The sequence below is a fragment of the Pilosibacter sp. NGB245 genome, assembly GCF_057397225.1.
On sequence record NZ_CM171584.1, the window covers coordinates 1,104,949 to 1,131,270 of the forward strand.

Annotated in this window: 26 protein-coding genes; 24 read left to right on the top strand and 2 right to left on the bottom strand. The window is 48.4% G+C overall.

Features of this window, described 5'->3' with window-relative positions; translation table 11 throughout:
• Nucleotides 1-28: 28 nt before the first annotated feature.
• The 11 genes from ACXMYH_RS04875 to ACXMYH_RS04925 all read left to right on the top strand — a co-directional run bounded on the left by ACXMYH_RS04875 (nucleotide 29) and on the right by ACXMYH_RS04925 (nucleotide 8,687).
• Nucleotides 29-1,531 carry an acetaldehyde dehydrogenase (acetylating) gene (locus ACXMYH_RS04875; protein ID WP_182435714.1) on the top strand — a complete coding sequence of 501 codons (1,503 nt, stop codon included), beginning with the start codon at nucleotides 29-31 and terminating at the stop codon, nucleotides 1,529-1,531.
• 65 nt (nucleotides 1,532-1,596) lie between these two features.
• Nucleotides 1,597-1,881, top strand: coding sequence for a BMC domain-containing protein (locus ACXMYH_RS04880; protein ID WP_118299114.1), 285 nt, complete (start codon nucleotides 1,597-1,599; stop codon nucleotides 1,879-1,881).
• Nucleotides 1,882-1,952: 71 nt separating this feature from the next.
• Complete coding sequence (gene eutM, locus ACXMYH_RS04885) at nucleotides 1,953-2,246, top strand: ethanolamine utilization microcompartment protein EutM (protein WP_118299113.1); 294 nt, start codon at nucleotides 1,953-1,955, stop codon at nucleotides 2,244-2,246.
• A gap of 22 nt (nucleotides 2,247-2,268) precedes the next feature.
• Nucleotides 2,269-3,009, top strand: coding sequence for a hypothetical protein (locus ACXMYH_RS04890; RefSeq protein ID WP_118299112.1), 741 nt, complete (start codon nucleotides 2,269-2,271; stop codon nucleotides 3,007-3,009).
• Between the two features lies 1 nt (nucleotide 3,010).
• Nucleotides 3,011-3,952, top strand: coding sequence for a phosphate propanoyltransferase (gene pduL / locus ACXMYH_RS04895; RefSeq protein WP_486555618.1), 942 nt, complete (start codon nucleotides 3,011-3,013; stop codon nucleotides 3,950-3,952).
• Nucleotides 3,953-3,958: 6 nt separating this feature from the next.
• Nucleotides 3,959-4,234, top strand: a complete 276-nt coding sequence (locus ACXMYH_RS04900) for a EutN/CcmL family microcompartment protein (protein ID WP_118299110.1) — start codon at nucleotides 3,959-3,961, stop codon at nucleotides 4,232-4,234.
• 1 nt (nucleotide 4,235) lies between these two features.
• Nucleotides 4,236-5,633, top strand: a complete 1,398-nt coding sequence (locus tag ACXMYH_RS04905) for a 4Fe-4S dicluster domain-containing protein (protein ID WP_486555619.1) — start codon at nucleotides 4,236-4,238, stop codon at nucleotides 5,631-5,633.
• 41 nt (nucleotides 5,634-5,674) lie between these two features.
• Nucleotides 5,675-6,229 carry a BMC domain-containing protein gene (locus ACXMYH_RS04910; RefSeq protein ID WP_405580372.1) on the top strand — a complete coding sequence of 185 codons (555 nt, stop codon included), beginning with the start codon at nucleotides 5,675-5,677 and terminating at the stop codon, nucleotides 6,227-6,229.
• A 25-nt stretch (nucleotides 6,230-6,254) separates the two neighbouring features.
• Nucleotides 6,255-6,617: an ethanolamine utilization microcompartment protein EutS gene (gene eutS / locus ACXMYH_RS04915; protein ID WP_118299107.1), complete on the top strand. Its 363-nt coding sequence runs from the start codon at nucleotides 6,255-6,257 to the stop codon at nucleotides 6,615-6,617.
• Between the two features lie 164 nt (nucleotides 6,618-6,781).
• Nucleotides 6,782-7,225 (top strand): EutP/PduV family microcompartment system protein, encoded by a 444-nt coding sequence (gene eutP, locus ACXMYH_RS04920; protein ID WP_118299106.1) that lies wholly within the window; start codon nucleotides 6,782-6,784, stop codon nucleotides 7,223-7,225.
• Between the two features lie 181 nt (nucleotides 7,226-7,406).
• Nucleotides 7,407-8,687: a MerR family transcriptional regulator gene (locus ACXMYH_RS04925; RefSeq protein ID WP_486555620.1), complete on the top strand. Its 1,281-nt coding sequence runs from the start codon at nucleotides 7,407-7,409 to the stop codon at nucleotides 8,685-8,687.
• A gap of 114 nt (nucleotides 8,688-8,801) precedes the next feature.
• Here the strand turns inward: ACXMYH_RS04925 and ACXMYH_RS04930 are convergent, their stop codons facing one another.
• Complete coding sequence (locus tag ACXMYH_RS04930) at nucleotides 8,802-9,551, bottom strand: gamma-glutamyl-gamma-aminobutyrate hydrolase family protein (RefSeq protein WP_118321604.1); 750 nt, start codon at nucleotides 9,549-9,551, stop codon at nucleotides 8,802-8,804.
• A 358-nt stretch (nucleotides 9,552-9,909) separates the two neighbouring features.
• Here ACXMYH_RS04930 and ACXMYH_RS04935 point away from each other — a divergent pair, with 358 nt between their 5' ends.
• From ACXMYH_RS04935 to ACXMYH_RS04990, 12 genes are all read left to right on the top strand, one after another.
• Nucleotides 9,910-11,268, top strand: a complete 1,359-nt coding sequence (locus ACXMYH_RS04935) for an alanine/glycine:cation symporter family protein (RefSeq protein ID WP_486555621.1) — start codon at nucleotides 9,910-9,912, stop codon at nucleotides 11,266-11,268.
• A 289-nt stretch (nucleotides 11,269-11,557) separates the two neighbouring features.
• The gene (gene eutH / locus ACXMYH_RS04940; protein ID WP_486555622.1) at nucleotides 11,558-12,637 is read left to right on the top strand and encodes an ethanolamine utilization protein EutH; all 1,080 of its coding nucleotides are present in this window, start codon (nucleotides 11,558-11,560) and stop codon (nucleotides 12,635-12,637) included.
• 191 nt (nucleotides 12,638-12,828) lie between these two features.
• The gene (locus tag ACXMYH_RS04945) at nucleotides 12,829-13,539 is read left to right on the top strand and encodes a GntR family transcriptional regulator (RefSeq protein ID WP_486555623.1); all 711 of its coding nucleotides are present in this window, start codon (nucleotides 12,829-12,831) and stop codon (nucleotides 13,537-13,539) included.
• A gap of 306 nt (nucleotides 13,540-13,845) precedes the next feature.
• The gene (locus ACXMYH_RS04950) at nucleotides 13,846-14,505 is read left to right on the top strand and encodes an RraA family protein (protein WP_243016071.1); all 660 of its coding nucleotides are present in this window, start codon (nucleotides 13,846-13,848) and stop codon (nucleotides 14,503-14,505) included.
• A gap of 361 nt (nucleotides 14,506-14,866) precedes the next feature.
• Nucleotides 14,867-16,669 (top strand): sigma-54 interaction domain-containing protein, encoded by a 1,803-nt coding sequence (locus tag ACXMYH_RS04955; protein ID WP_118529530.1) that lies wholly within the window; start codon nucleotides 14,867-14,869, stop codon nucleotides 16,667-16,669.
• Nucleotides 16,670-17,090: 421 nt separating this feature from the next.
• Complete coding sequence (locus ACXMYH_RS04960) at nucleotides 17,091-17,780, top strand: RraA family protein (protein WP_118321609.1); 690 nt, start codon at nucleotides 17,091-17,093, stop codon at nucleotides 17,778-17,780.
• Nucleotides 17,781-17,815: 35 nt separating this feature from the next.
• Nucleotides 17,816-18,886 carry a TRAP transporter substrate-binding protein gene (locus ACXMYH_RS04965; RefSeq protein ID WP_118529531.1) on the top strand — a complete coding sequence of 357 codons (1,071 nt, stop codon included), beginning with the start codon at nucleotides 17,816-17,818 and terminating at the stop codon, nucleotides 18,884-18,886.
• A gap of 104 nt (nucleotides 18,887-18,990) precedes the next feature.
• Complete coding sequence (locus ACXMYH_RS04970; protein ID WP_486555624.1) at nucleotides 18,991-19,491, top strand: TRAP transporter small permease; 501 nt, start codon at nucleotides 18,991-18,993, stop codon at nucleotides 19,489-19,491.
• On the top strand, nucleotides 19,488-20,771 hold the full coding sequence (locus ACXMYH_RS04975) for a TRAP transporter large permease (protein WP_118321612.1): 1,284 nt from the start codon (nucleotides 19,488-19,490) through the stop codon (nucleotides 20,769-20,771). The genes ACXMYH_RS04970 and ACXMYH_RS04975 overlap by 4 nt, the downstream gene beginning before the upstream one ends.
• A 33-nt stretch (nucleotides 20,772-20,804) precedes the next feature.
• Complete coding sequence (locus ACXMYH_RS04980) at nucleotides 20,805-21,620, top strand: carbon-nitrogen hydrolase family protein (protein WP_142411104.1); 816 nt, start codon at nucleotides 20,805-20,807, stop codon at nucleotides 21,618-21,620.
• A 112-nt stretch (nucleotides 21,621-21,732) separates the two neighbouring features.
• A complete protein-coding gene (locus tag ACXMYH_RS04985; RefSeq protein WP_118321614.1) occupies nucleotides 21,733-22,500 on the top strand; it encodes a creatininase family protein in 768 nt (255 codons plus the stop codon).
• Between the two features lie 10 nt (nucleotides 22,501-22,510).
• Nucleotides 22,511-23,380: a DMT family transporter gene (locus ACXMYH_RS04990; protein ID WP_486555625.1), complete on the top strand. Its 870-nt coding sequence runs from the start codon at nucleotides 22,511-22,513 to the stop codon at nucleotides 23,378-23,380.
• A gap of 145 nt (nucleotides 23,381-23,525) precedes the next feature.
• Here the strand turns inward: ACXMYH_RS04990 and ACXMYH_RS04995 are convergent, their stop codons facing one another.
• Nucleotides 23,526-24,524: an ABC transporter substrate-binding protein gene (locus ACXMYH_RS04995; RefSeq protein ID WP_405579680.1), complete on the bottom strand. Its 999-nt coding sequence runs from the start codon at nucleotides 24,522-24,524 to the stop codon at nucleotides 23,526-23,528.
• Nucleotides 24,525-24,801: 277 nt separating this feature from the next.
• Between ACXMYH_RS04995 and ACXMYH_RS05000 the strand changes: the two genes are divergently transcribed.
• The gene (locus ACXMYH_RS05000; RefSeq protein ID WP_118529535.1) at nucleotides 24,802-26,112 is read left to right on the top strand and encodes an O-acetylhomoserine aminocarboxypropyltransferase/cysteine synthase family protein; all 1,311 of its coding nucleotides are present in this window, start codon (nucleotides 24,802-24,804) and stop codon (nucleotides 26,110-26,112) included.
• Nucleotides 26,113-26,322: the final 210 nt, after the last annotated feature.

Below are 26,322 nucleotides of genomic sequence, written 5' to 3' on the forward strand. Positions count from 1 at the left end.
GAACTACAGAACAGAAAGGAGTGGTCAGATCGTGAATATTGATCGTGATCTGCAGTCGATCCAGGAGGTCAGAGACCTGGTCGCAAAAGCAAAAGAGGCAGAAAAAACACTCTGCACATTTCCGCAGGAAAAATTAGATGCCATCTGTGCTTCCATCGCTTCCGCATGTATGGAGCATGCGGAGGAGCTGGCGAAGATGGCGGTCCAGGAGACCGGATTTGGAAAATGGGAGGACAAGGTATTAAAGAACAAGCTCGGCAGCGCAATTACCTGGGAGTCCGTAAAGAACATGAAGACGGTCGGAGTCTTAAGGGAGAATGAGGAGACAAAGGTGACTGAGATCGGCGTTCCGATGGGCGTTGTAGCGGCACTGATTCCGTCCACAAACCCGACTTCCACCGTCATGTACAAGAGCATCATTTCCATCAAAGCTGGAAATGCCATCGTGATCAGCCCGCATCCGGGAGCAAAAAACTGTATCACAGCTACATATAAGATCGTGAAAGAGGCGGCGGAACGCGCGGGTGCTCCGGAGGGAACCGTCAACTGTGTGAGCCTCACAACTGTCCAGGCGACGGATGCTCTCTTAAAGCATCCGGATGTAAGCATCATCCTTGCCACAGGCGGCGAAGCGATGGTCCATGCGGCGTATTCTTCCGGAAATCCGGCGCTCGGCGTTGGTCCTGGAAATGGTCCGTCCTATATCGAAAAGAGTGCGGACATCCCGATGGCGGTAAAACGGATCATGGATTCGAAGACCTTTGACAACGGAACGATCTGTGCATCCGAACAGTCCATCGTCACAGAGACTGAGATCGCAGAGAAGGTAAAAGAGGAATTAAAGAAACAGGGCGGCTATTTCCTGACGAAAGAGCAGTCGGACAAGCTTTCCGGATTTCTTCTCAGAGCGAACGGAACGATGAATCCGAAGATCGTCGGAAGAACGGCACTGAAAATTGCTGAGATGGCTGGGATCACGGTTCCGGCGGGAACAAAACTTCTCGTGTCCGAACAGGATCCGATGAATGTCAGCAAGAAGAATCCGTACTCCAGAGAAAAGCTCTGCCCGGTCATCGCATTCTTCACGGTAGACGGCTGGGAGGCCGCATGTGAGCTCAGCATCCGCATCCTTCAGAATGAGGGCGCAGGTCATACCATGACACTCCACACAAAAAATAAAGATGTTGTCCGTGAGTTCGCCTTAAGAAAACCGGTATCGAGGATCCTTGTCAACACCCCGGGTGCGCTCGGCGGAGTCGGAGCGAGCACAGGTCTTGCACCGGCCCTGACGCTTGGCTGCGGAGCAGTCGGCGGAAGTGCAACTTCCGATAACATCACCCCGATGAATCTCATCAACATCCGCCGTGTGGCATGGGGACTCTGCGAACTGGAGGATCTGAGAAAAGGAAGTCCGGTCCCGAAGGATGAGCCGGCCTGCGAATGCGGTACCAAAACAGATCTGACCCCGGAGGATATCGAGGCGATCACACGTGAGATCATGAAACGACTCGGAGCAGGACTCGGAAAATAATCAAAAAACAAGAAAGAATATATAATTTAAACTATTAGAACAGATAAAACAGGAGGAAATTGATTATGGCAGCATTATTAGCACTTGGAATGGTAGAGACAAAAGGTTTAGTAGGATCCATCGAAGCAGCCGATGCAATGGTAAAGGCAGCAAACGTTACTCTGATCGGTAAAGTACATGTCGGCGGCGGACTTGTGACCGTTATGGTGCGCGGCGATGTCGGAGCAGTCAAGGCAGCGACAGACGCAGGCGCAGCAGCAGCGGGCCGTGTAGGGGAACTCGTATCTGTACATGTAATTCCGCGTCCGCACGCAGAGGTTGAGTCCATTCTTCCGAAGCTTGGGGAATGATCATCTCAGAAGATCTAAGACATGTCACAGCCTGAAAAAGGCTGCGTGAAAGATATCAGGAGGAAACGAACATGGCATCATTACAGGCACTTGGAATGATCGAAACAAAAGGACTTGTCGGCGCGATCGAGGCGGCCGACGCGATGGTAAAGGCAGCAGATGTTACGCTGATCGGCAAAGAGCATATCGGCGGCGGACTCGTAACCGTTATGGTTCGCGGCGATGTGGCAGCAGTCAAGGCAGCCACAGATGCAGGCGCGGCGGCAGCAGGAAAAGTCGGAAATCTCGTATCCGTACATGTAATTCCGCGTCCGCACGGCGAAGTGGAATCCATTCTTCCGCACGTGAGCGTAGTCACAGAGTAAACAAAAGTAAAGGAAACAGCGCATGAAAGTACTGACAGAAATGGAGCTTCGGGCAAAGTGGAAAACCCCGGAGGACGGAGTCTACCATGTGGAAGCCGGGACATTTGTCACGCCGATGGCAAAAGACTTTCTGCGGGAAAAGGGGGTGTCCATGGTCATTGACCCGGAGGAGAAGAAGTCCATGACCAGGACGCCGGTAAAAAAACAGGGAGACCATACCTATATCGATGCAAAAACAGGAGAGGGATACCGGGAGAAACCGGAGAACATGACTCATCTTCGCGGGAATCTTCTTGTGATGAAGACCCATCCCCGGATCGCTTTCCGGGGAAAGGTGGATACGATCCAGGCGAAAGTCCTTCTTCTGATGGCGGAGTACCGGAATGAACCCGGGCTATATAAAGACCTCGCCGATATTTTAAACGGTCTGAGGGAAGTCCTGGGATCAGAAGTAAAGGAAGAGGAGATCGCGGGATTTTCTCTCTTCGGCCTGGATGAGAAGGAGATCCATCGGATGTCCCACCAGGTAAGGGAGACATTTGGGATGGATCATCCGATCCCGGACGCATCGATGGGAAAAACGGCCCTGGAACTGAACCTTTTGCGGGCAGAGATCCGGGAAGTGGAGCTTGCGGCGGCAAATGCGTTTGAAGACGAAGAAAACGACTATGGGATCATAAAGGCGTTAAACCGGTTGAGCAGCGGAGTCTATGTTGTGTTCTGCCGCCTGCTTTCCGGCTATTACGACAGGATGGAGGAATAACGTGGACAGAGAACAGATTCAGGAGATCATCTTCCGCGTATTGTCCGAATTCGGAAACTGGATGCCGGGACGGGAACCGGAACTGGAATTTCCCGTTGAGGTATCCGCAAAACATGTACATCTGACGGATAAAGCAGTGGAAGTGCTGTTCGGCAAGGGAAAAAAGCTGACGCCAAAGCGCCCGCTCTCCCAGCCGGGACAGTTCCTGAGTGAGGAGCGTGTAACTCTCGTCACTCCAAAAGGAAGGATCGAAAATGTGGCAGTCCTGGGACCGGAGCGCCCCTATGTGCAGGTGGAACTCTCAGCAACGGATGCCAGAACACTCGGCGTTAAGGCCCCGCTCAAAATGTCCGGGGATTTAAATGGAGCCGGGGATGTCTATATCATTGGACCGGAAGGCGTCTACGACGCAAAAGGAAGTGCGATCGTGGCACAGGCCCATATTCATCTCACACCGGATGACGCAGCAAAAGCAGGCGTTTCCGATGGACAGAGAGTGTCGGTGACGATCCGCGGGGAGCGTCCGGCAACTTTTGAAAATGTGATCTGCAGAGTCAGCTCCACAGCGGGACTTGCGATGCACATTGATTATGATGAGGCGAACGCGTGCATGCTTCCAAAGAATGCGACTGCGAAAATGCGCCTTCAGACACCGTGCTGCAGCCTGGAAAAGACTCCGGCAAAGCCGCACGCGGAGGAAAAGATCGAACAGAAACCGGCTGCGAAGACGGAGCCGGAGAAAGAAAACATTCCATGTGATGAGCCGGTAAAAAAGCCGGAGACGGTATTTAACGGAAAGCTGATCACGGAAGCGATCGCGAAAGAACTGACTGCACAGAAAGGCGGCACGCTGACGATAAAGAAAGGCGTGATCGTCACTCCATCTGCGAAGGACATTTTCAGCCGGGAAAAGATGGAACTCGTGTGGGAGACAGGGAGGTAAAAAACGATGATGATCTGTCAGGTGGTCGGTCATGTCTGGGCGACAAAAAAAGAAGAAAAATTAAACGGACATAAACTTATGATCGTCCGTGAGGAGACGACGACAACGAGAAAGGGAGCGACGTTTGTCGCTGCGGATTCGGTGGGAGCCGGGATCGGAGAGATGGTCCTTGTTGTCAGCGGAAGTACAGCGAGACGGGCGATCGGCGAGGATGACGCGCCCATCGACAGCGCCATCGTCGGGATCATCGATTCCATGGAGATTTCAAAGGAGAAGAATTAACATGGCAGGACTTACGGAAATCATAAAAGAAGCCGGTATCGTCGGATGCGGCGGAGCGGGTTTTCCGACCCATGCAAAATACTCCGGCGGTCCGGTCGAGACAATTATTGTGAATGGTGCGGAGTGTGAGCCGCTCCTGCAGACGGACCGGTATCTCATGAGAAAATGCGCCAGAAAGCTGATCCGGACGGCAGACCGGATCAAGGAAGAAACTGGTGCGAAAGAATTTATCATTGCGTTAAAAGCGGCATATACAAGGGAGATCGAGTCTCTGGAGCGTGCCATTGAAGAGCTTGGCTCCTCTGTAAAACTTCATAAGCTTCAGAGCTTTTTCCCGGCCGGGGACGAGCAGACGATCGTCTATGAAGTGACAGGACGGGTCGTTCCTCCGGCTGCGATCCCGCTTTCCGTCGGCTGCGTGGTCAGCAATGTGGCAACCATCTACGGGATCGGGGATGCCTTTGAGGGGGAACCGTTTACAAGAAAATTCCTGACCGTGACGGGAGAGGTCAACCATCCGACGATCTTAAGAGTGCCGGTCGGGACTCCGGTCAGCGAGTGCATCGCCCTGGCGGGCGGCACGCATCTTTCGAGGTATATCGTGGTCAACGGCGGTCCGATGATGGGAAAGATGATCCCCATGGAAGAGGTTCCGAACTCCTATGTGACGAAGACTATGTCGGGACTCATCGTGCTTCCGGAGGATTCCGCGATCGCGAGAAGAAACCAGGTGACGGTAAAGCACATGATCAATCAGGCAAAATCTGCCTGCATCCAGTGTTCCTTCTGCTCTCAGATGTGTCCGAGAGCGCTTTTGGGACATCCGATCCGTCCGAACAAGATCATGAGAAAATTGAGCTCCGGCACTCCGATCGGGGAGATGTTAAACGATCCGGATGTAAGAAATGCGGCGCTCTGCTGTGAATGCGGGATCTGCGAGATCTACGCGTGTCCGATGGGACTGAAACCGAGAACCGTGAATTCCATGCTGAAAAAGGAGCTTGCGAAGGCGGGGATCCGCTATCAGAGACCGGAAGGCGTGGAATATACAGCGCGTCCGGAGCGCGGGATGAGAAAAGCCCCGACAGAGCGAGTCGCGTCAAGAGCCGGTGTCGGCGCCTATGAGAACCTGAAGATCGATGATTTCTTTTCTGTAAACCCGGAGGAAGCGGGATGCGTCCGCTTAAGCCTCAGACAGGGGATCGGAGCACCGTCTGTTCCGACTGTGAAGGACGGGGATACGGTGAAAGCAGGAGAGCGGATCGCTGCCTGTCCGGAAAAGAGTCTGGGATCAGAGCTTCATGCTTCCGTGTCCGGAACGGTTTCCATTGATCCGGATGGAGCGTATATCGAGATCCGGACAGGAAAGAGCTGGAGTTATGAAAAACAGGAACCGTAAAAGATACGGAGACAGCCGGCAGTCAGGCAGGATAAAGGAGAGTGGCTATAGTGGAAGCGATCGGAATTCTTGAGAGCAACAGCATCGCGAAAGGAATCGAGGCAGCAGATGCGATCTTAAAAGCAGCAGATACATCCCTGCTGTTTTCAAAACCGGTATGTCCGGGAAAATATACGACCCTGTTTTACGGGGATGTGGCGGCGGTCCAGGCGTCCCTGGAGGCCGGAGAGCGCGTGACGGGAGAGCACACGGTGGATTCCGTTGTGATCCCGAGAGTTCATCCGCAGGTGATCCAGGCGATCAACCTGTCGACAACACCGGAAGGCGTGAATGCGGTCGGCGTCATGGAATTTTACAGCATTACAGCGGCAGTTTATGCGGCCGATGCGGCGGTAAAAGCGGCGGATGTCACACTGATCGATGTGCGTCTGGGGATCGGGATCGGCGGAAAATCGTTCGCGGTCCTGACCGGGGATGTGGCAGCTGTTGAGGAAGCAGTGAAGTGTGGAATGGCGGCAGGAACAGAGAAGGGATTGGCGCTCAGCAGCGTAGTGATCCCGAGCCCGCGCGAGGAGATCTTCGCGGCACTTTTATAATGAGACCTGAGAGGGAGAAGACATCATGACAGAGCAGAATCCTTTTGAGAGTAAACAGAGGATCATCCAGGAGTTCGTACCCGGCAAGCAGGTCACCATGGCCCACCTCATCGCGAATCCGAACGAGGATCTCTATAAAAAGCTCGGCGTCGTCAGCAAGACCCGTGGAGCTCTTGGGATCCTGACGATCACGCCGAGTGAGGCGGCGATCATCGGAGCCGATGTGGCGACAAAGGCGGCAGAGGTGGAGATCGTATTTGTCGATCGTTTTTCCGGCTCCCTGGTCGTATGCGGGGATGTGGCGGCCGTGGATGCGGCCCTTAAGGATGTACTCAGAGTCCTTGGAGAAGTCCTTCATTTTACACTCACAGATATTACAAGATCCTGATGAAAATCAGGATCTTGTAAGTTGGGAAGAAAGTTACTTTTTACGGGTAGGAATTCTCTGAACTGAAAATTCCGTATAATACAGTAGTGGTCGCAGATTTTGCCGATTTGGAATGCGAAGCATCGGCAAAATCCTATGTTACAGTGCGCGGGAGGAGAGAAGACATGAAGAAGATCATGATGGTGGGAAAGATCGGCTGCGGAAAGACGACGCTCAGCCAGAGACTCATCGGGGAGCAGGTCTCCTACAAAAAGACCCAGTCGATCCAGGTCATCGGGGATGATATCGTGGATACCCCGGGCGAATATGTCGAGCAGAAACAGTTTTACAGCGCCCTCATCGTGACAGCAGTGGAGGCGGATGTAATCCTGCTCCTCTGCTCGGCGATCGATGAGCAGAATGCATTTTCCCCGCGGATGGGATCCCTGTTCTCCGGAAAACCTGTGATCGGGGTTATCACAAAGACGGATCTGTGTGAGGATCCTGAGCTCATAGAAGGCGCTTCTGAGATCCTTTCCATGGCAGGGGCAGAAACAATCATCGAGGTCGGATTCGGGGATGATTCCTGCCTGGAGAAGCTCAGGGAGGCAATTGAGACGGCGGAGTAGACATTGTATATTTCGCTAAGAAAATGCAAAGATTTCGGTAAAAAACAGTTCGCTTTTTTTTATTATTTATGTATAATAGATAGAAAATGCAGAACTTGATATCTGAAAGAGCTGCAAAAAACAGAACTGTAAAGGTGAGAAGCGACAGTTCTCAAAATATCGCAGACAATGAGGTGATCCGATGAAAATTGGACAGTTGGCAAAGTTATGCGGTGTCAGTGTTGCGACGGTCCGCTACTATGTAAGTATGGGAATGCTGATCCCGAATGATTCCAGCGCCCAGTACGATTTCTCCGAGCGTGAAGTGGAGGATCTGAATCTGATCTTAAAGATGCGGAAGCATCAGTTTAAACTGAAAGAGATACAGCAGTATCTGATCCTGACGAGACATTCCAGAATGATCGAGCCGAGTACGATCAATGCGGCGCTGACGATTCTGGAGACAAAGCAGCAGGAAATATTCTCTGAAATAGAGGAACTGAAAAATTCCTACCGGGAGATCGGGGAGGAGATCCACAATCTCCGGGAAAAGGGAACAGCCGAGAGGCGTGTGACGGGGGTGCCGGTGAGTGCCCTGCCTCTTTTTGCGTGTCCGTACTGCGGGGAATCGTTAAATATCGAGGATGCGGAGATCAAGAACGGATACATCATTTCAGGAAAACTCGTGTGTTCCGGTTATGGGAATGGAACGTGTGAAAAGAAATATGAAGCGAAGATCGTTGACGGGATCGTGGAGACCGGAAATCTTTACACCGGAATCTATGATCATCCGGATCTCAAGCGCGGACTGTACCGGGATATGGGACCGGAATTCAGCTTTTGTTTCCAGAGATGCTATGACCGTGTGACAGAGTCTCTGATGAAGGATGATATGAACGGAAAAGTCTTTCTGGAGGCGAATATCAATGGATATTTTTACATGTACAACCATCTGGGACTTCTGCCGGCGAGCAGTACGCTGATCCTGATCGATAAATATCCGGAAATTCTCAGAATGTACAAGGCATTGATCGAACAGTGCGATATCAAGTGTCAGATCCTTTATATCGCTGATGCAGGAACAGATTACCCGCTAAAAAGCAGTTGTGTGGACCGCTACATTACATTCTGTGGGGAAGTAGAATATATGCTGTACCATCAGAACTGTTATCTGATGGATGCTGCAAGGTATTTTAAAGAGGATGTCCGTGTGTACGGTACATATTTAAGCTATGACAGAACTGCGAAATCAAGGAAAAATCTCCAGCAAAAATATCCGGAAATTTCGAGCAGAGGATTCCAGATGGAGTATCTGATGGAAGACTATAAAAAATGCGGATATGAGATGGCGATCGAACAGATGGGGGCGATCACGGACTGCGGAGCGAGAGTGTATGCCTTTGCCTGCCAGGTGATTGGGGAAGTCATGAGAATCTACTCGATCACGGCATGGAAGAAAGGTCATAAGCCAGAGACGATATAGAGAACGAAACGAGATATGAAACTGAAACGAAGCCCTACACATTTTTTCGATGTGTGGGGCTTCATTATAATAGTGATCCTTTATCCTTTTATCCCGTCAGATGTAATCCCAGTACTATCTGCAGGCATCAACAAACGCTTTCAGAAGCTTTAACTGCTCCTCAGAATCATACATCATTTCCGGATGCCACTGAACTGCTACAGAGAACGGATGGTTCTTCTGTACGATCGCTTCCGGAACACCGTCTGCGGATTTCGCAATGATCTCGATATCCTTGCCCGGATCCTTCACGGCCTGGTGATGGAAGGAGTTGATGCGGATCTCGGTTTTTCCGTAGATCTCCTCTAAGATAGAACCTTTCTCGATTTTTAAGTCATGCCACGGGTAGTTTCTCGGGTACTTGTCCCCAAAGTGATGTTCGAACTTTCCTTCGATCTCGAGATCCTGGTACAGGGTTCCGCCTGCAGCCACGTTCATGATCTGGATTCCGCGGCAGATGCCGAGGATCGGTTTCTTGATCTCATTCATGAAGTATTTTGCTACTGCGATATCGTGGTTGTCACGCTGTGGGATGATGGTTCCGCAATAGCCCTTCGTAGGTGTGTTATACTGCTCCGGTCCTACATCATGTCCACCGGAGATGATCACGCCATCTAACTTATTTAAGAATTCTTTGATGGATTCCTCATCACAGTCCTTATAAACCGGGATCAGTACCGGAATCGCACCGGCTTTTTCCAGTATGTATACATAATCTCCCGCAACAAAGTTCCAGTCCTGTCCCACGATTCCCATACCGGATGTCATACCTACGGTATCGCGGTAATCATAGTTGCATGTTACGCCAATCAAAGGTCTCTTCATATTTTGTATACCCTCCTGCATATCAATTCTCTTTTTTGTTTTTGCTCATTATTATTGCCACGCCTGTAGTTCTGTGCATCGTCGTGTACACATAGTATATTCTCTCAAGCATTCTTTCTGTCAATATCTGTTTTTAACAAAAATTATACAAAACCTAAAGTATACTTTACATTTAATAAAAATTTTATAAAAAATTACTCTTGAAGTCAAGTTGCCTTCATGGACTATAATGCAGACATCAGCGATGCGAAAGATCTTTTTTCAGAAATCTTTCCATACGAAACTTCAGAAAGCAGACGGAGAACAGCGAAAGAGATCCGTTCTTTTCTGATAAGGAAACACAAAGGAGGATGTGTGTATGTTTATTTACAATGCAGTGTTGGCTTACAACGCATGGATCTGGGGTATTCCGATCCTCATCATCTTAATCGGCGGTGGTCTTTACCTTTCCTTCGTAACAGGATTCGTACAGGTTCGTCACTTCCCGGATGTGCTCAAATCAACAGTCGGCGGAATGTTCAACAAAGAGGAAATGAAAGAGGAGACCGGTAAGCATCACGGTACGATCTCAAGTTTCCAGGCAGTATCCGCAGCCCTCGCGGCCGTTCTTGGTACCGGCAACATCGTCGGTGTCGGAACCGCTATCGTAGCAGGTGGTCCTGGCGCTATCTTCTGGATGTGGGTCGTTGGTTTCGTGGCAATGGCATTAAAGTATTCGGAGGCATGCGTTTCCATCGCAGTCCGTGAAAAGAAACCGGAAGGCGGCTACAAAGGCGGCGCCAACTACTACCTTTCCAAGATCAACAAACCGTTAGGTTTTGCATGGTCCATCGCAATGATCTATGGTCTGATCACCGCAGCCGGCGTTCATACCGGTTCCGTTGTCACAGCTTGTGAGAGCCTTGGCATCCCGCGTCTCGTTGCTACTATCGTCGTTTGTATCATCATCGCCCTGATCATCTTCGGCGGTCTTCAGGCACTCGTTCAGATTACAGAGCGTCTCGTTCCGATCATGGCAGCAATCTACATTATCGGTGGTCTTGCAGTTGTAGTATTAAATATCGGCAACCTTGTTCCGGCAATCGTAAGCATCTTCAAGGGAGCCTTCACAGGTACTGCAGCAATCGGCGGCTTCGCAGGCGCAACGATCTCCGCAGCGATCCGCAACGGCTGTGCACGTGGTGTTTACTCTTCTGACGCCGGTAACGGACAGTCCTCTATCGCATACTCCCAGTCATCCGAGACAGACCCGGTTAAACAGGGTATGTGGGGTATCTTCGAAGTATTCTTCGATACGATCGTTGTTTGTACATTCACAGCCCTCGTTATCCTTTGCACAGGTGTTTGGCAGACAGGTGAAGCTGGTTCCACACTTGCGATCACAGCCTTCACTTCTGCATTAGGCGGCGCAGGTAAGGTTATTGCATCTATCGGTCTTATGATGTTCGCAGGATCCACAGTTCTTGCTTTCTGTACCTTTATCGGTCTTACATGTGAGAACGTATTCGGCAAGACAGGCCGCTGGATCGGTCAGATCGGCTTTGTTATCCTCGCATTTGTCGGTGGTATGGTCGGCGTTGATATCCTCCTCGGATGGGCTGACTTCGGTAACTCCTTAACATTAACCTTAAACATCATCGGTCTTCTTTGCTTCAGCAAAAAGATTGCACAGTGGACCAGAAACTACTTCGAGAAAGGAAACTCTTTCGCAGAATAATTGCCGGATCTCCTGTTACCCCCTCGGATGTGGCAGCTTCCCTCACTGGCTGTCATCGGCAATTTACAAATATTACATCTTTTTTCATACCATGTTACAAAAAGGCGGACAGGTTTCATCTCCTGCCCGCCTTTTTACCTCGAACCGAAATGATTTTACTAATCGTCACTTCAGTTCTCCGGACTGAAAAATTCCGTTTTTTCATAGCCAGACAATCGGTTCCGGATTATAATAGTTCCGATCATCCGTAAACTACCCGTTCAATCTTCATGCATTAAGGAGATTCCATATGGAAAAAATAGTTACAACCACCATGATGGTTTTCATGGTATTAGGCGCTCTGGACCGGGCGGTATTCAGAAACCGGTTCGGGCTTGGAAATGAATTTGTAAAGGGATTAAACAGCGTCGGTCCCCTGATCCTCGGTATGGCGGGGATCATGTGCAGCGCCCCTGTGGTCGGCCGACTGCTTTTAAAGCTCGTGACACCGCTTTTCAGCACAATCGGCGCAGACCCCTCCATCATTGCCGGAACCTGCTTCGGTCTTGATATGGGAGGCTATTACATGACAGCGTCCATGTCAGACGATCCCGCAGCGATCATGCTGGGCGGAGTCATTTTGAGTACTGTTCTCGGCGCTACCATCGCTTTCACGATTCCTGTGGCATTGACACTCTGCCGCCCTGAGGACGCCCCCGCCGTCTCCAGAGGAATCGTCTTCGGGATCATCTCCATTCCCTTCGGTACTATCGCGGCAGCCATGTTTTCAGGTCTTACGCTGCGCTACACCCTGATCAACGCAGCTCCCGCTTTTGTTCTGGCTGCTCTCCTTGCGGGTGGAATGATTTTTTTTCCTCAAAAGACCCTGATCATCTTCCGCGCCTTTGGAAACCTCTTACAGGCCTTTATCATTCTGGCGCTTGCGGCCGCAGGTGTTGAGGCAACGCTGGGGATCACCGTGATCCCCGGGATGGATCCTCTGGCTGACCAGCTGGAGATCATCTCCATGATCGGAATCACTCTTGCGGGCGCTTATCCCTTTGTACATGTGCTCTCAAGGATCCTCTCACCGGTCCTCAATATGATCGCAAGGCTCATGGGCGTAAACGGTCCTTCCGTCACCGGAATGTTAGCCTGCTTGGCTAACCCGCTTCCGATGTACGACATGATCGCCCTGATGGACGAACGAGGAAAGGTTCTGGCAATGGCTTTCTGTACCTGTGCAAACGCCATGATCGGCGACCACTTTGCATTCATTTCCATCGCATACCCGGAAGGAACCGTAGCCATGTTTGTTGTAAAGATCGTCAGCGCCGCAGTTGCGCTTTTTATTGCAGCGCTGGCTACAAAAAAGGGCGGTAAAACGTGATCTATGCGTTTTGCCGTTTTTTTATATAAAGAGCTTCCTGATGATGGGAGGCTTTTTTCATTTATGACTACGTTTAGCTTAAAATCAGGAAACCTGTTGACGATGGATTGGATTATGGTATACTAAAAACAATATATAAAGGATCTAAATTTAGAACGGATTCAAAATCGAAGGTGCAGGGGGGGAGTCAAATGGAGAATGTTCAGTTGACTGCAATCGATAAAAATGAAATTTATTCAGAGAAGGTATACCGTCAGCTGAAGCAGCTGATCGTCGCAAACCATATTAAACCGGGGGAAATCTTGAATGAGAGGGAACTGGCGGATTCCCTGTCTGTCAGTAGGACTCCGATCCGGGATGCTTTGAGGACGCTGGAGCAGGAGGGCTGGATCTCAAAAAAGGGAAAGTTTAAGGTCGTAAGTCTTCTGACGTGGAAGAGTGTGCAGAGCCTTATGGAGATCCGCCGCCCCCTGGAGCTGATGTCCTATGATCTGGCAGTGCAGAAGATCACGGACGAGGATGTTGAGGAACTGGAACGGATCTATCGAAATATGGAAAAAATCGCGGAAAAGAAAGAAAAAGCGTCCCATTATGAGGCGATGGCAGCGGATATCGAGTTTCACTTACAGATCGCCAGAATCTCAAGAAATGACAATGTGTTCCATATTATGTCAGAGCTGGGTGACCAGTTGATTCGCACCTCTGTTCTTTCGGTGCGTTATGGAAGCTTCTCTCTGGATACCTACTGCAGCAATCACAGTAGATTTCTGGAATGTCTGAAGAACCATGAGTACCAGAAGGGAAGAGAAGAGTTGGAGCGCCATATTTCCGTATGGGAAGGCCACCTCAAAAAGGTTCCGGAGATTCTGCAGATCAACAGCGATGAGAACCTGGTGTTCTGAGGCATATCCGGGAATATTCCGGATGGCCTTCTGTTGTCATGCAGAGATGGATCAAGTTACTTGTAAAATGTGTATATATTTCCCGATATATCTTTATATGATTTGTACAAGAATAAAATATTCTGTCGAAAGCACTTGAAAAAATGAATTTTGAGTGTTATATTTTAACTATGAAATTTTGGTATACCAAATACTGAAAACCAAGGAAACAGTTCCACACATATCGCCAGCAGGCGATATTATAAAAAACAAAATTTTGGCATACCGAATACGGAATATTAAAATGCGGAGGTATTTATTATGGACATGAACGAATTATTTGCACGTGCGTTAAAGACAGACCCGGCTCAGATCGGACATTATGTTCAGGGCGGATTCATGGATGCAAGCATCAAACCGATCAGCGAAGATATCAAGATGATCGGACCGGCATTCACCGTAAGACTTCCAGGCAACGATAACGCAATGCTTTACTACGCAATGAAACGTGCTCCGAAGGGGTCCGTTGTTGTTATTGACCGTATGGGTGACAAGCGTGTGGCTGCTGTCGGTGAGATGGTTGTTCAGGCTGCGAAGAGTCTTGGACTTGCAGGTATTATCGTTGATGGACCGAATACTGATACACGTCCGATTAAGGCTCTCGGTTTCCCGTTATTCTCCACAGGACGTGCTTCCGTAACAAATACATTAAAGGGAATCGACGGCGAGTACAATGTTCCGGTATGCTGCGGTGGTGCAGTTGTTAATCCGGGTGACATCGTATACGGAGATGTAGACGGTGTTATTGTAGCTCCAGCTGACCGATTTGCGGAATTAGTTGAAAAGGCAGAAGCTGCAGACCGCAACGAAGTAGAGTGGAGAAAGAATTTTGCGGAAGGTAAATATCTGGATGCGCTGATCAACATCGACCGTCTGGTTGAGGAAGGCGTTAAAGGAAAAATTGCAGATCTGATGAAAGTTGACTAATCGAAATAAGAGATCGTAGAAAATAGCGACCTTTTCCAGATAACTCCCTTTCCGAATGTTTTGGCAATGTGGCTGATTTTCGGAAAGGGAGATTTTATATTTTTAAGCCTTGGTGGAAATTTAACAAAAATAAGACACCTGTTCAAAATAATAACTGGATAAACGAATGCAATTGGGGGAAATATAGAATTTAATTATGGTGTGTTCCGAATTGACAAAAATAATCGAACATTATAATATATTCGAGAGGGGCGTTTTAGCAGCCTGAGAAAAATACAGGCAGATATGAAACCGAGTTGATAAAAACGGCAGTAAATGCGAGGAAAGCTGTCGGCTATAAGAGTTAGAAGGGGAAATATCTATGAAATTAACAGATATCAAAGAGTATCTGGATACGCTATGTGAGTCGTTCGCAGCCGTATTAAATCTGGAATTTACAATTACAAATATTGATCCGCTGGAACGTGTTGCCGGATCGAATGACTGGTTCAAGACCCATGGTTCTGCATATAGAGAAGATGAGATGCGGCCCGAGTGGAAAAATGGTTTTTCCCTCCAGATGGCAGCAACAAAAAAGCCAGTGATCGTTCGTGATGCACTGGCTTATATGGAGAAATATTACTATGATGACAGGAAATTCGATTTTGCGAATTACGCACTGATCGGTCATCCGATTCTTGTAGGACCAGAGGAAAACGTTGAGGGGTGTGTGTATTTCGCATCCTTTGACAAGGAACAGAAGAAACTGATCGAGACAAAAGAGGACCAGCTGCTGTTATGTATTGAGAAGATATCCAATTTGATTGCCAGCAAGCTGGAACAGGAAGATCTGGTGGATCAGATGAGGGTGCTTAATAACAATCTTACCTATGTGGTAGAGACCATGGAAGAAGGAGCACTTCTGATCTCATCGAACGGAGAGATCCGTCATATCAACAAGCTGGCAAAGATATATCTGCATTTAGATGAACCAAAGCTTGGCGAGATGCTCCTCCAGGACGTGAAGGAAGTCGCTGAAAATACCGTAAAGACACACCGGAACAACATTCGTGAGATCCACAGGACCGTGGATGATTTCCAGTTCCTTCTCCAGGTGAAGAGTCTGTACGTCAATGAGAGCGACGGGGATGTTCTCTGTATCATAAGCCCGTTCTCCCAGATTCAGGAGCAGATCAACCAGACAGAGGGAGATACAAATGGGATCGAGAATCAGCTGGTCTTTGCGGATAAGAAGATGCGGGAGCTTGTGAGCCAGGCGACAGTGACAGCCCGTCACAACACAAATGTTCTGATCACAGGGGAGAGCGGAACAGGAAAAGAACTTTTCGCCCGCCTGATTCACGCGAAAAGCTCCAGGAAAGATGGACCGTTCGTCGCGATGAACTGCGCAGCGATTCCGGAGTCCCTGATGGAAAGTGAGCTGTTCGGATACGAGGAAGGTGCTTTTACCGGCGCGAGAAAAGGCGGAAAAATCGGTAAGATCCAGCTGGCCCACAAGGGAACCTTTTTCCTGGATGAGATCGGCGAGATGCCGTTATATCTCCAGGCAAAACTTCTCCGTGTCCTGAGTGAGAGAAAGATCGACCGAATCGGAAGCAATTCTAATTCCCTGATCGACGTGGATGTGCGGATTATTGCCGCGACAAACAGAAACTTAGAGGAAATGATCGAGAGGAAGGAATTCCGGGAAGACCTGTATTACCGACTGAACGTGGTTCCGCTTCATCTGCCGCCTTTAAGGGAACGGGCGGGAGATATTCCTGTTCTTGTCCAGTATTTCCTCGGAAAATATGATAAGATCCTCGAGAAAGATATCCGCGGAGTGTCCACTCTTGTTCTCGAAAAACTGATGGAATATTGCTGGCCGGGAAATGTCAGGGAATTGGAAAATTGCGTGGAATATATGATGACGTTCGAGAAAAGTAACGTGATTTCCATGGACGTTCTTCCAGAAAAGATCAACGGTCTAAAATCTGAGAATGGCGAGGGTGAAAAGAAGACGTTAAAGGAGCTTCTCCATGAAAAAGAAGTGGATGTATTAAAGAATAAAGTAAAAAAATATGGAGGACAGCCGACGAAGAAGCAGATTAAAGAGATCTGTGATGAGCTGGATATCAGTGTGGCATCCTATTATAGAAAAATGAATGAGTTTATTAAGGAATAAAGGGAGAAGACTTATAATTTTTAAGTGAAGTTATAAGTCTTTTCCGTTTTTTTGATAAGCAGATGGTCTGATTTGGACCAAATATGAAAATTGAGTAAGTCTGAAACATAACGGAAGTCTCAAAAGTGAGAAAAATATCGAAATAATGTCTAAAAAATGAGACTAAAACAGCCGATACATACTAATTGTAAGGTGAAAAGAAAAATGGAAATTGTGAAAAATGCACAAAAGCAGCACTCAAAAAGGCAGATATAACCAAAAAAAATGTGCAAAACTATAAAAAGAGGGGAATTTGCTGAATTTGGCACATGGGTTGCTATATATAAGTGCAGAAGCATTGAACGAAACAAAATAAGATCCTCCGGGACCGCAGGGCGGTTTAGAGAATGCTTACTACAAAGAATCAAAAGGAGAGGAAATTATGGCATTAACAAAAGAACTCATCGATCGTTTTATGAAGGTTGATCCGGCACAGCTTGGACATTTTGTAAAGAACGGATATATGAATACCAGCATCAAACCGGTATCCAAAGATTTCAAGATGATCGGGCCGGCTGTTACCGTAAGAATGACAGGCGACAGCAACATCATGTTATATTACGCAGTTGAACATGCACCGAAGGGTTCCGTAATCGTTGTAGACCGCGGCGGAGAAAACATTCACGCATGCTGCGGTGACGGATGCTCCTTAAACGCGCAGTGCCAGGGAATGGCAGGAATCGTTATCGATGGACCGGCAACAGACTCCGCAGGAATCGTATCCGTAGGACTTCCAGTATTCGCTACAGGACTTTCCGTTGTGACAACTACTATTAAAGAAGATAAGACCGCAAGCTTCAATGTACCGGTCAACTGCTGCGGCGTTGTTGTAAATCCGGGCGACATTATTTTCGGAAACGCTGAGGGTGTAATCGTTATGAAACCGGAAGAGTGCGAGAAACTCTTAGAGATGGGCGAAGCTGGAAACCGCGCAGAGCAGGCTCCGGACGGAATGTTCGCAGGCTTCAGAAGTGGAAAGAAGATGTCCGATTACTTCCCGATCATCAACGACGCGTTAAAGATCGCCGGTGAGGAAGCAAATCCGTGGGAAGATGCAGAGAAAAATAAATAAGATTAACATAACCAAAGAAAACAGGAGGATTACACATGAAAAAAACATTAGCAATGGTACTGGCAGCAGGTATGGTAGCTACAATGCTCGGCGGATGCTCATCAGGCGGTTCCTCTACACCGGCGACAACAGCGGCAGCAGGCGGAACGACACAGGCAGCTTCAAACACAGCAGCGAGCGGTGATGTCGTAAAGTTATCTTTAGCAACAAAGGTTGCGGCAGACAGCTTTGAGGGAAAATCCTTCCAAGATTTCGCTGATCTTGTAAAAGAATACACAAACGGAACCGTTGAAGTAACTGTATATCCGAGTGAGCAGTTAGGCGACTCCACAACAGTAGTCAGCAACATGCAATTAGGTACTGTTGATATGTACTGTGAGGGCGGTATCTTCTACTTAGGATACGGCGTAGACACAGGTATCTGCTCTTACCCGTTCTTATTTGACAGCTGGGATAAATATGAAGAGATCGTAAAAGGCGATTTCGGTAAATTACAGGAACAGCAGCTTGAGTCCGCAGGATTTAAACTCATCAACACAAACCGTGACTGGAGACGTGGACCGTACTACGTTACATGCTCTACAAAGCCGATCACAAGCGTTGCTGATTTAAAGGCAATGAGACTTCGTTCCGCAGATTCTCCTGTATTCATGGAAGCAATGAAATCTCTCGGTGTAACAACAACCGTTGTCAATTACAGTGAGTGCTATATGGCTCTTCAGCAGGGGCAGGTCGACGCTGTTAACTGCCCGATTTCAAATGTAGAGTCCATGGCATTCTACGAGGTTGGACCTTATGTAACACGTATGGACTGCTATCCGGCAGAACTCTGGATGGTTATGAACCTCAACAAGTTTAACAGTCTTACAGCAGACCAGCAGGATGCACTTATCCGCGCAGCGAACGATGCGGCTACACACTCCAATGAGACCATCGACAAAGAAGTTGACGATATGATTGCAAGACTTGAAGCCAAAGGCGGCGTTACATTTGATCTTGACTTTGATGACAGCATTTTCGCAGACGCTCTGAAAGATTACTACAAAGGCTTAGCCGCAAAGGGCGAATTCAACGAGATCATCGTTAAAGAACTTGGCTTAAACTAATCAACAGAACTGATTCACACAGACAGGCTTAAGGGAACTGGGTTCCTGATCCGGAGCGGTCGGGAACTTCTCCCAAAAGCTTAGCAATTTGCAGGAGTAAGCGTATGAAAACATTGAAAAAAATATATGACGGCATCGTCGAAGTAGAAGGATGGATCGCCGTTGTTGCACTCGTTGCAGCAATTGTTTTAAACGCCTATGAGATCTTACAGAGAAACTTATGGGGAAATTCCTTTATCTGGATACAGGAAATCAGTGTACTCTTAATGTTATGGTTCGCAATGCTCGGTCTCCCGAAAGTAGCGAATGACAATGCGGACATCTGCCTGGACTTATTTATCAATAAGCTTTCGCCTTCCGCACGAAAGATCGTTGATCTCTTTGTGGCGGCCATGCTCGTATTCATGAACTATATATTATTAGTAAACCTCTATAAATTGTACTTATCACAGGGCAACAATGTGACGATTGTAGCGAGATATCCTCTTAAATTCAGAAGCTACGCTCTGTTTATAGGAATCGGAACAACAGAGATTAAATACATTGTGAACACTGTCAAAGCAGCACTTGCGGTTTTTGGAAAGAAAGGAGGAGATGAGAAATGATTGCGATTTTCATGTTTATCATCCTGATTGTATTTGTACTCTTAGGAGCACCAATCTCCATGGCGATGGCAATCGGAGCGTTAGCCGCTATAAAATACAGCGGACTTGATCCTGTTATTATCCCAAGCCTTATTTCCGGCGGCATGAGCAACTACACACTTATGGCGATTCCATTTTTCATCTTTCTTGGAAACATCATGAATAGCGGCGGTATCACTGAGAGAATCTTTGACTGGTGTGAAGCTCTTGTTGGACATATGAAAGGAAGCCTTGCACAGGTTAACGTTGTTACATCCGTTGTCTTCGCAGCAATCTCCGGTACTGCGGTTGCCAATGCGGCTGGTCTTGGAATGCTGGGCGTAAAGGCAATGAGAAGTAAAGGATACGACGGAAAGTTTTCCACCGGTGTAACCGTAGCGGCATCTCTGTTGGGACCGATCATTCCTCCCAGCGTTGTTTTATTGGTATTCGGTTCCCTTTCCAATACTTCCCCGGGAAAACTTTTTATGGCAGGTCTTCTTCCGGGACTTATTCTTGCGGCAGCGTTAATGGCACAGATTTACTTCATGTGTGCGACCGGAAAAGTACAGTGCCCAGAACCAGAAAAATTTAGTCTTAAGAAACTTATCACTGCAACAAAGAGAAGTATCTTCGCTCTTCTTTGCCCGGTATTATTATTCCTCGGTGTTGGTACCGGTGTCGCAACAGCAACAGAGGTCGGTATCCTTGGATGCGTATATGCAATCTTTGTAAGCATCATTTACAAGACATTCTCTCTCAAGAACCTGATTGATGCGCTCAAGAAGACAATTACTTCCGCATCCTCCATCATGTTCCTTACAGGTGTTGGTTCTGTTATCGCATGGGTCATGACAAAAGAACAGGTTCCGCAAACTATCACAAACGCATTGGTTGGTTTTACTTCCAGTAAGTATGTCGTCCTCTTGATCATCCTCTTTATCCTTCTTTTCCTTGGATGCTTCATGGACGGTACTTCTATCCAGCTCGTTATGGTTCCTGTATTAATGCCGATTGCGGCAGCTTTCGGAATTGATATGATCCACCTTGGCGTTGTCGTTGCCCTCGCGGTAACGATCGGAGCTTCCACTCCGCCGGTAGGTGTGTGTCTGTTCGTACTCAGTACAGTAACGGGAGAACCTCTTGAGAACGTAATTGCAGGTACAAAGACCTTCTATCTTCCGATCTTTATAGCACTTTTATTTGTAACATTCTTCCCGCCGATCGTAACATGGCTTCCGAATTTACTGCTTGGTGCTTAATGTAATGCTAAAAATGATAAAGGTGGTATTCTTATGAAAAGTAGATTTGTAGTTGCTCAGATGGAGCAGAATGGTGACCCGGAGATCAACCTTGAGAACGCTAGAAAAGCAGTTGCAGAGGCTGTAGAATATTATCATGCAGACTTTATCGTATTCCCGGAGTGCTTTATGAGCCTTTATCCGGCGGGAACTCCGCATGAGACACAGCTTGCGAGCGCCCAGACTCTGGACGGACCGTTTGCAACGGAAATGAAGAAACTGGCAAAAGACAACCATGTATGGATCGCATTCGGAATGAATGAAAAAGTAGACAATCCGGCAGATCCGCGCAACCACAATACGACAATGATCATCGACAGTGAAGGCGAGGTCAAGGGCGTGTACAGAAAAACACATCTTTACGATGCGTTCGGATATAAAGAGTCTGATACGATCTGCCCGGGCGACAAGCTGTTTGATCCGATCGATACCCCGTTCGGAAAAATCGGACTGTTTGTATGCTACGAAGTAAGATTCCCGGAGGTTGCGAGAGATCAGGTTCTCAAGGGAGCCGACATCATTCTCATGCCGACAGCATGGGCAAGCGGTCCGTTAAAATCCCATCAGTTCAAGACTCTGATCACAGCGAGAGCCATCGAGAACACCGCTTACATCGTTGCGGCAGACCAGGTTGGCGTAAACAGCATGGGCGAGAGCATCATCGTGGATCCGATGGGCGTTGCGGTTGCATCCGCAGGCGAGACACCGCAGCTTATCTGCGCGACCATCGATACAGACAGAATCAAACAGGTCCGCGCGAAACTTCCGTCTTTCAAGGATCGCAGACCGTACCTCTATCTCGTAAAATAAAATAGCTTACAATTTCTCATTATACCGTTACCTCTTGTAGGAAAGGCGCTTCTGACCGTGCAGAGGCGCCTTTTCCGCAATTAATGACTATTTTAGAAAGGAGAAACACAGTATGAACGAATTATTAAAAATGACAGCCCACCAGATAAAAGAAGGTAAATTTGATAAGGTGATTCTGGCGATCGGTTCCTGCGAGGCCCATGGACAGCATCTGGCAGAGGGCTGTGACACCATCGTCTCCTACGAACTCAGCAAACAGGTGGCGGACCGTGTGCCGGGAATGCTGGTTCTCCCGCCGATTACTGTGGGCTACAGCGGACATTATGACACATTCCCGTTTACCCTGACCTTTGATTATGAGACCATGATCCATGTGATCTATGATATCGTGGAATCTGTCCTGAGAAACGGTATCAATAAGATCTTTTTGATGAACGGACATGACGGAAATATCGCTCCAATCGAGATCGCGGCGAGAAAGATCAAGGAGAAATATCCGGACGCAAGGATCGCGTCCCTGCCGGAATGGTGGGTCATCGCCGGAAAGCTCGTCCCGGAAGGAACCTTCAAGGTCTGGAACGGACTTGGACATGCGGGAGAGGGCGAATCCTCCATCGCTTACCATTTATTCCCGCAGTGGTGTGAGCCGGATCAGGCAACATGCGTCGTGCCAGATCATCTTCCGGAACATGTCGATATCAAGTGGGATTTCGCTGAGATCACAGATACAGCCCAGACCGGTGACGCGACCATCGCGACAGCGGAAAAAGGAAAGCTCATGAATGACTGCCTCGTAGATGCTGTCGTGAAAGATATAGAGGAGCTTGAGAAGACAGGATGGAACTATAATACGAGCCACTGCGCGACAAAGCTGAAATGATGGCGATAGTGTGAAATTAAAAGGGATATTCTATACGATCTTATCAGCGGTTCTGTTTGGGGTGAATCCGCTGCTGTCGAAGCAGATCTACGCCATGGGCGGAAATTCGGTCACGTTGACATTCTTCCGTATGATGATAACGGCAGTGACATTCTGGATCGTGAATGCAGTCTGGATGCATAAAGATTACAGCGTGAGCCGGGATGAATTCAAAAAGCTGTTTTTCTGCGCCCAGGGGTACTGCCTGACGCCGTATCTGCTTTGGAGTTCTTACAATTACCTCCCGTCCGGAATGGCGACAACGATCCACTTTGTGTATCCGGTGCTTGTCCTGATTGGAAGTATCGTATTTTATCATGAGAGACTTACCAGAAAAAAAGCGGTGAGTTGTCTTTTCTGCGTGACAGGGATCCTGTGTCTCTGCCAGGCGGATGGGACGGTCAGCTTGATGGGATTTCTGCTCGCGTTTGTCTCAGGAATCGTCTACACACTGTATATTTTGCTGTTAGATCACTGCGGACTCGTGGACATGCATCCGTATAAGTTAAGTTTCTGGCTTTCCGGAATCGGCACCGTGGAGATATTCCTGATCGCGCTGGAGACGGGGAAATTTACGTTGGGCATCGCAGCGGCAGGCTGGGGACTGACGGTCATCTTTGCCCTGTCAGCAGGTGTGATCGCCTCGACGGCATTTCAGCTTGGTACAAAGTATGTCGGCGCGCAGAACGCCTCGATGCTCTCGACTTTTGAACCGCTGACAAGCGTGATCGTGGGAGTTATTGTATACCATGAAGTTATGACCGGAAGGACGCTCACTGGGATCGCGGCAATTTTACTGTCGGTGATCGTTGTGTCGTGTCCGGAGCGGACAAAAAAATAATTGAAAAAGCGGAAGCGGTCAGGACGTATGAGTGATACGGTCCGGGGCTTCCGTTTTTTGATGCCAAAAACTTGAGAAAACTGCCGCTGATTTCTGCAGGGGAGAGATAGCGCCTGTTATTGCGGATGCCCTGCAGCAGATGGGATTACTGTGCTGCAGCTTCTTTCGCAAACCCCGTATTCACAAGATCCTCATAAGGAACCCGTGTGTCAAGCTCCCCGGCTTCCTCGAGGATATTCTCAAGAAGTTCAAAGCTCTCTTTTTCAAAGATGGTATTTCCTTTCCAGGTATCCTGCTCTTTGTAACGTTCCACAATGATCTTGATCTTTTCGGTGTCTGTCTCCTGAAACTGTGGTTTGATCGTCTCGGCGATCTCTGCGGCGGAGTGGGTATTCACGTAGTCGAGGCCTTTCTGGATCGCATTGGTGAAGCTTTGTATGATCTCCGGATGCTTTTCAATATAGCTTTTTTTTGCACTGTAGGCCGTGTAAGGGACGTAGCCGGAATCTTTTCCAAGGGATGCGACTACATAGCCGTTTCCTTCCTGTTCCAGGGCTGTCGCGAAGGGTTCGAACTCGACGGTGTAGTCGGAATCATTGCTGGTGAACGCTGCCGCGGTGAGACCGAAGCTGATGCTCTGGTCGATGGTGAGATCTTTGGCGGGATCGATGCCGTTCTTCTTTAAGATATACTCAAAGACCATCTGGGGCATGCCACCGGCACGGCCGCCTAAAACTTTCTTCCCAATGAGGTTTTCCCACTTGAAATCAGCTTCCGGTGTGCGTCCGACCAGGAAGTTTCCGGCGCGCTGGGTGAGCTGGGCGAAGTTTACGGCGTAATCCTCATCGCCCTGGATATAAGTATAGATACTCGCCTCAGATCCCATGAACCCGATGTCCGCATCCCCGGATACCAGGGCTGTCATGACCTTGTCAGCCCCTGCACCGTTTACCAGTGTCAGATCGATTCCCTCCTCCTCAAAATACCCCAGCTCGATGGCGGCATACTGGGGGGCGTAGAAGATGGAGTGGGCAACCTCATTTAAAGTCACGGGAGTTAAAGATGATTCCGTGTTCTTCTTACATCCGGCAAGCAGAGCCGCCGCCGTAAACACAAGAAGAACCGGTGCCAGAAATTTTCTCATAATACCAAAAGACCTCTCTTTGCGATCGTTCTATATGTTCAGTGTATGAGAAATGCCGGAAAGGGTGCAAAAGATCATGATTCCTGCGGTGCCTTGACGTAGCATAAAGCAATAGGAAAAACCTATAGCAGACCCTGAGTACATCCAATTAGACAGATTTTCCAACATATGGTACTATTACCTTGCAACCAGATAGGATGGTTGGTAAATGAAAATAAGAAATTTTTCGGGAATGAAATGCGATGTCCCGATCCGGAATAAGAGGAGGAAAATCACTATGGCAAAGAAAACAAGAGCAGAGAGAAACTTCAAATTTGAGACATTACAGCTTCATGTAGGACAGGAACAGCCGGATCCGGTGACAGACGCGAGAGCGGTTCCGATCTACCAGACTTCTTCCTATGTATTTAAAAACTGCGAACATGCAGCAGCACGTTTCGGACTTACCGATGCCGGAAACATCTACGGAAGACTGACAAACCCGACCGAGGATGTATTTGAAAAGAGAATCGCAGCACTTGAGGGCGGCGTTGCAGCACTTGCAGTTGCATCCGGTGCAGCGGCAGCAACATATGTATTTGAAAACCTTGCACATGCAGGCGACCACATCGTTGCAGCAAAGAACATCTACGGAGGAACCTACAACCTCCTCGCACATACACTTCCGGAGTACGGTGTGACAGCAACCTTCGTTGATCCGTTCAACTACGAGGAAGTTGAGAATGCGATCCAGGAGAACACAAAAGCGATCCATGTTGAGACACTCGGAAACCCGAACTCCGATGTTGTCGATATCGAGAAGCTCGCATCCATCGCTCATGCACACAAGATCCCACTCGTAGTGGATAACACATTTGCGACTCCGTACCTTGTAAGACCGATCGAGTACGGCGCAGACATCGTATTCCATTCCGCAACAAAATTCATCGGCGGCCACGGAACCACGATCGGCGGCGTGATCATCGACAGCGGAAACTTTGACTGGGAAGCAAGCGGAAAGTTCCCGTCCTTAGTTGAGCCGAACCCGAGCTACCATGGCGTAAGCTTCGTAAAGGCAGCAGGAAGAGCAGCATTCGTCACAAAGATCCGTGCGATCTTACTTCGTGATACAGGCGCAACGATCTCCCCGTTCCACGCATTCATCTTCTTACAGGGACTTGAGACACTGTCCCTCCGTGTAGAGCGCCATGTACAGAACGCATTAAAAGTCGTTGAGTACTTAAACAACCATCCGCTCGTAGAAAAAGTAAACCATCCGTCCGTATCCGATGATCCGGAGCAGCAGAGACTTTACAAGAAATATTTCCCGAACGGCGGCGGCTCCATCTTTACCTTCGAGATCAAAGGCGGTGCAGAGGCTGCGAAGAAGTTCATTGATAACCTGGAACTCTTCTCCTTACTCGCAAACGTTGCCGATGTAAAATCCCTTGTCATCCATCCGGCATCCACAACCCACTCCCAGTTAAACGATGAGGAGCTTGCAGATCAGGGCATCAAGCAGAACACGATCCGTCTCTCCATCGGTACTGAGAATATCGACGATATCATCGAGGATCTCGACGAGGCATTTAAGACATTACAGGAATAATCCACTGCTTTTACAGAATGGTACGGGACGATGAATGCCTGGCAGGAATCGTCCCGGAGATCATAAGATCCTTGCAAAATACTCCCAATATGATATTCCCCCTCAATAAGTGAACGAAAAACAGCAGCCAGTGCGCAAAAAAAGTGCATGTGGCTGCTGTTTTGCTGTGGCTGTATAACTGCAGGAAAACGCTGGTGGCAGGTTTATGCA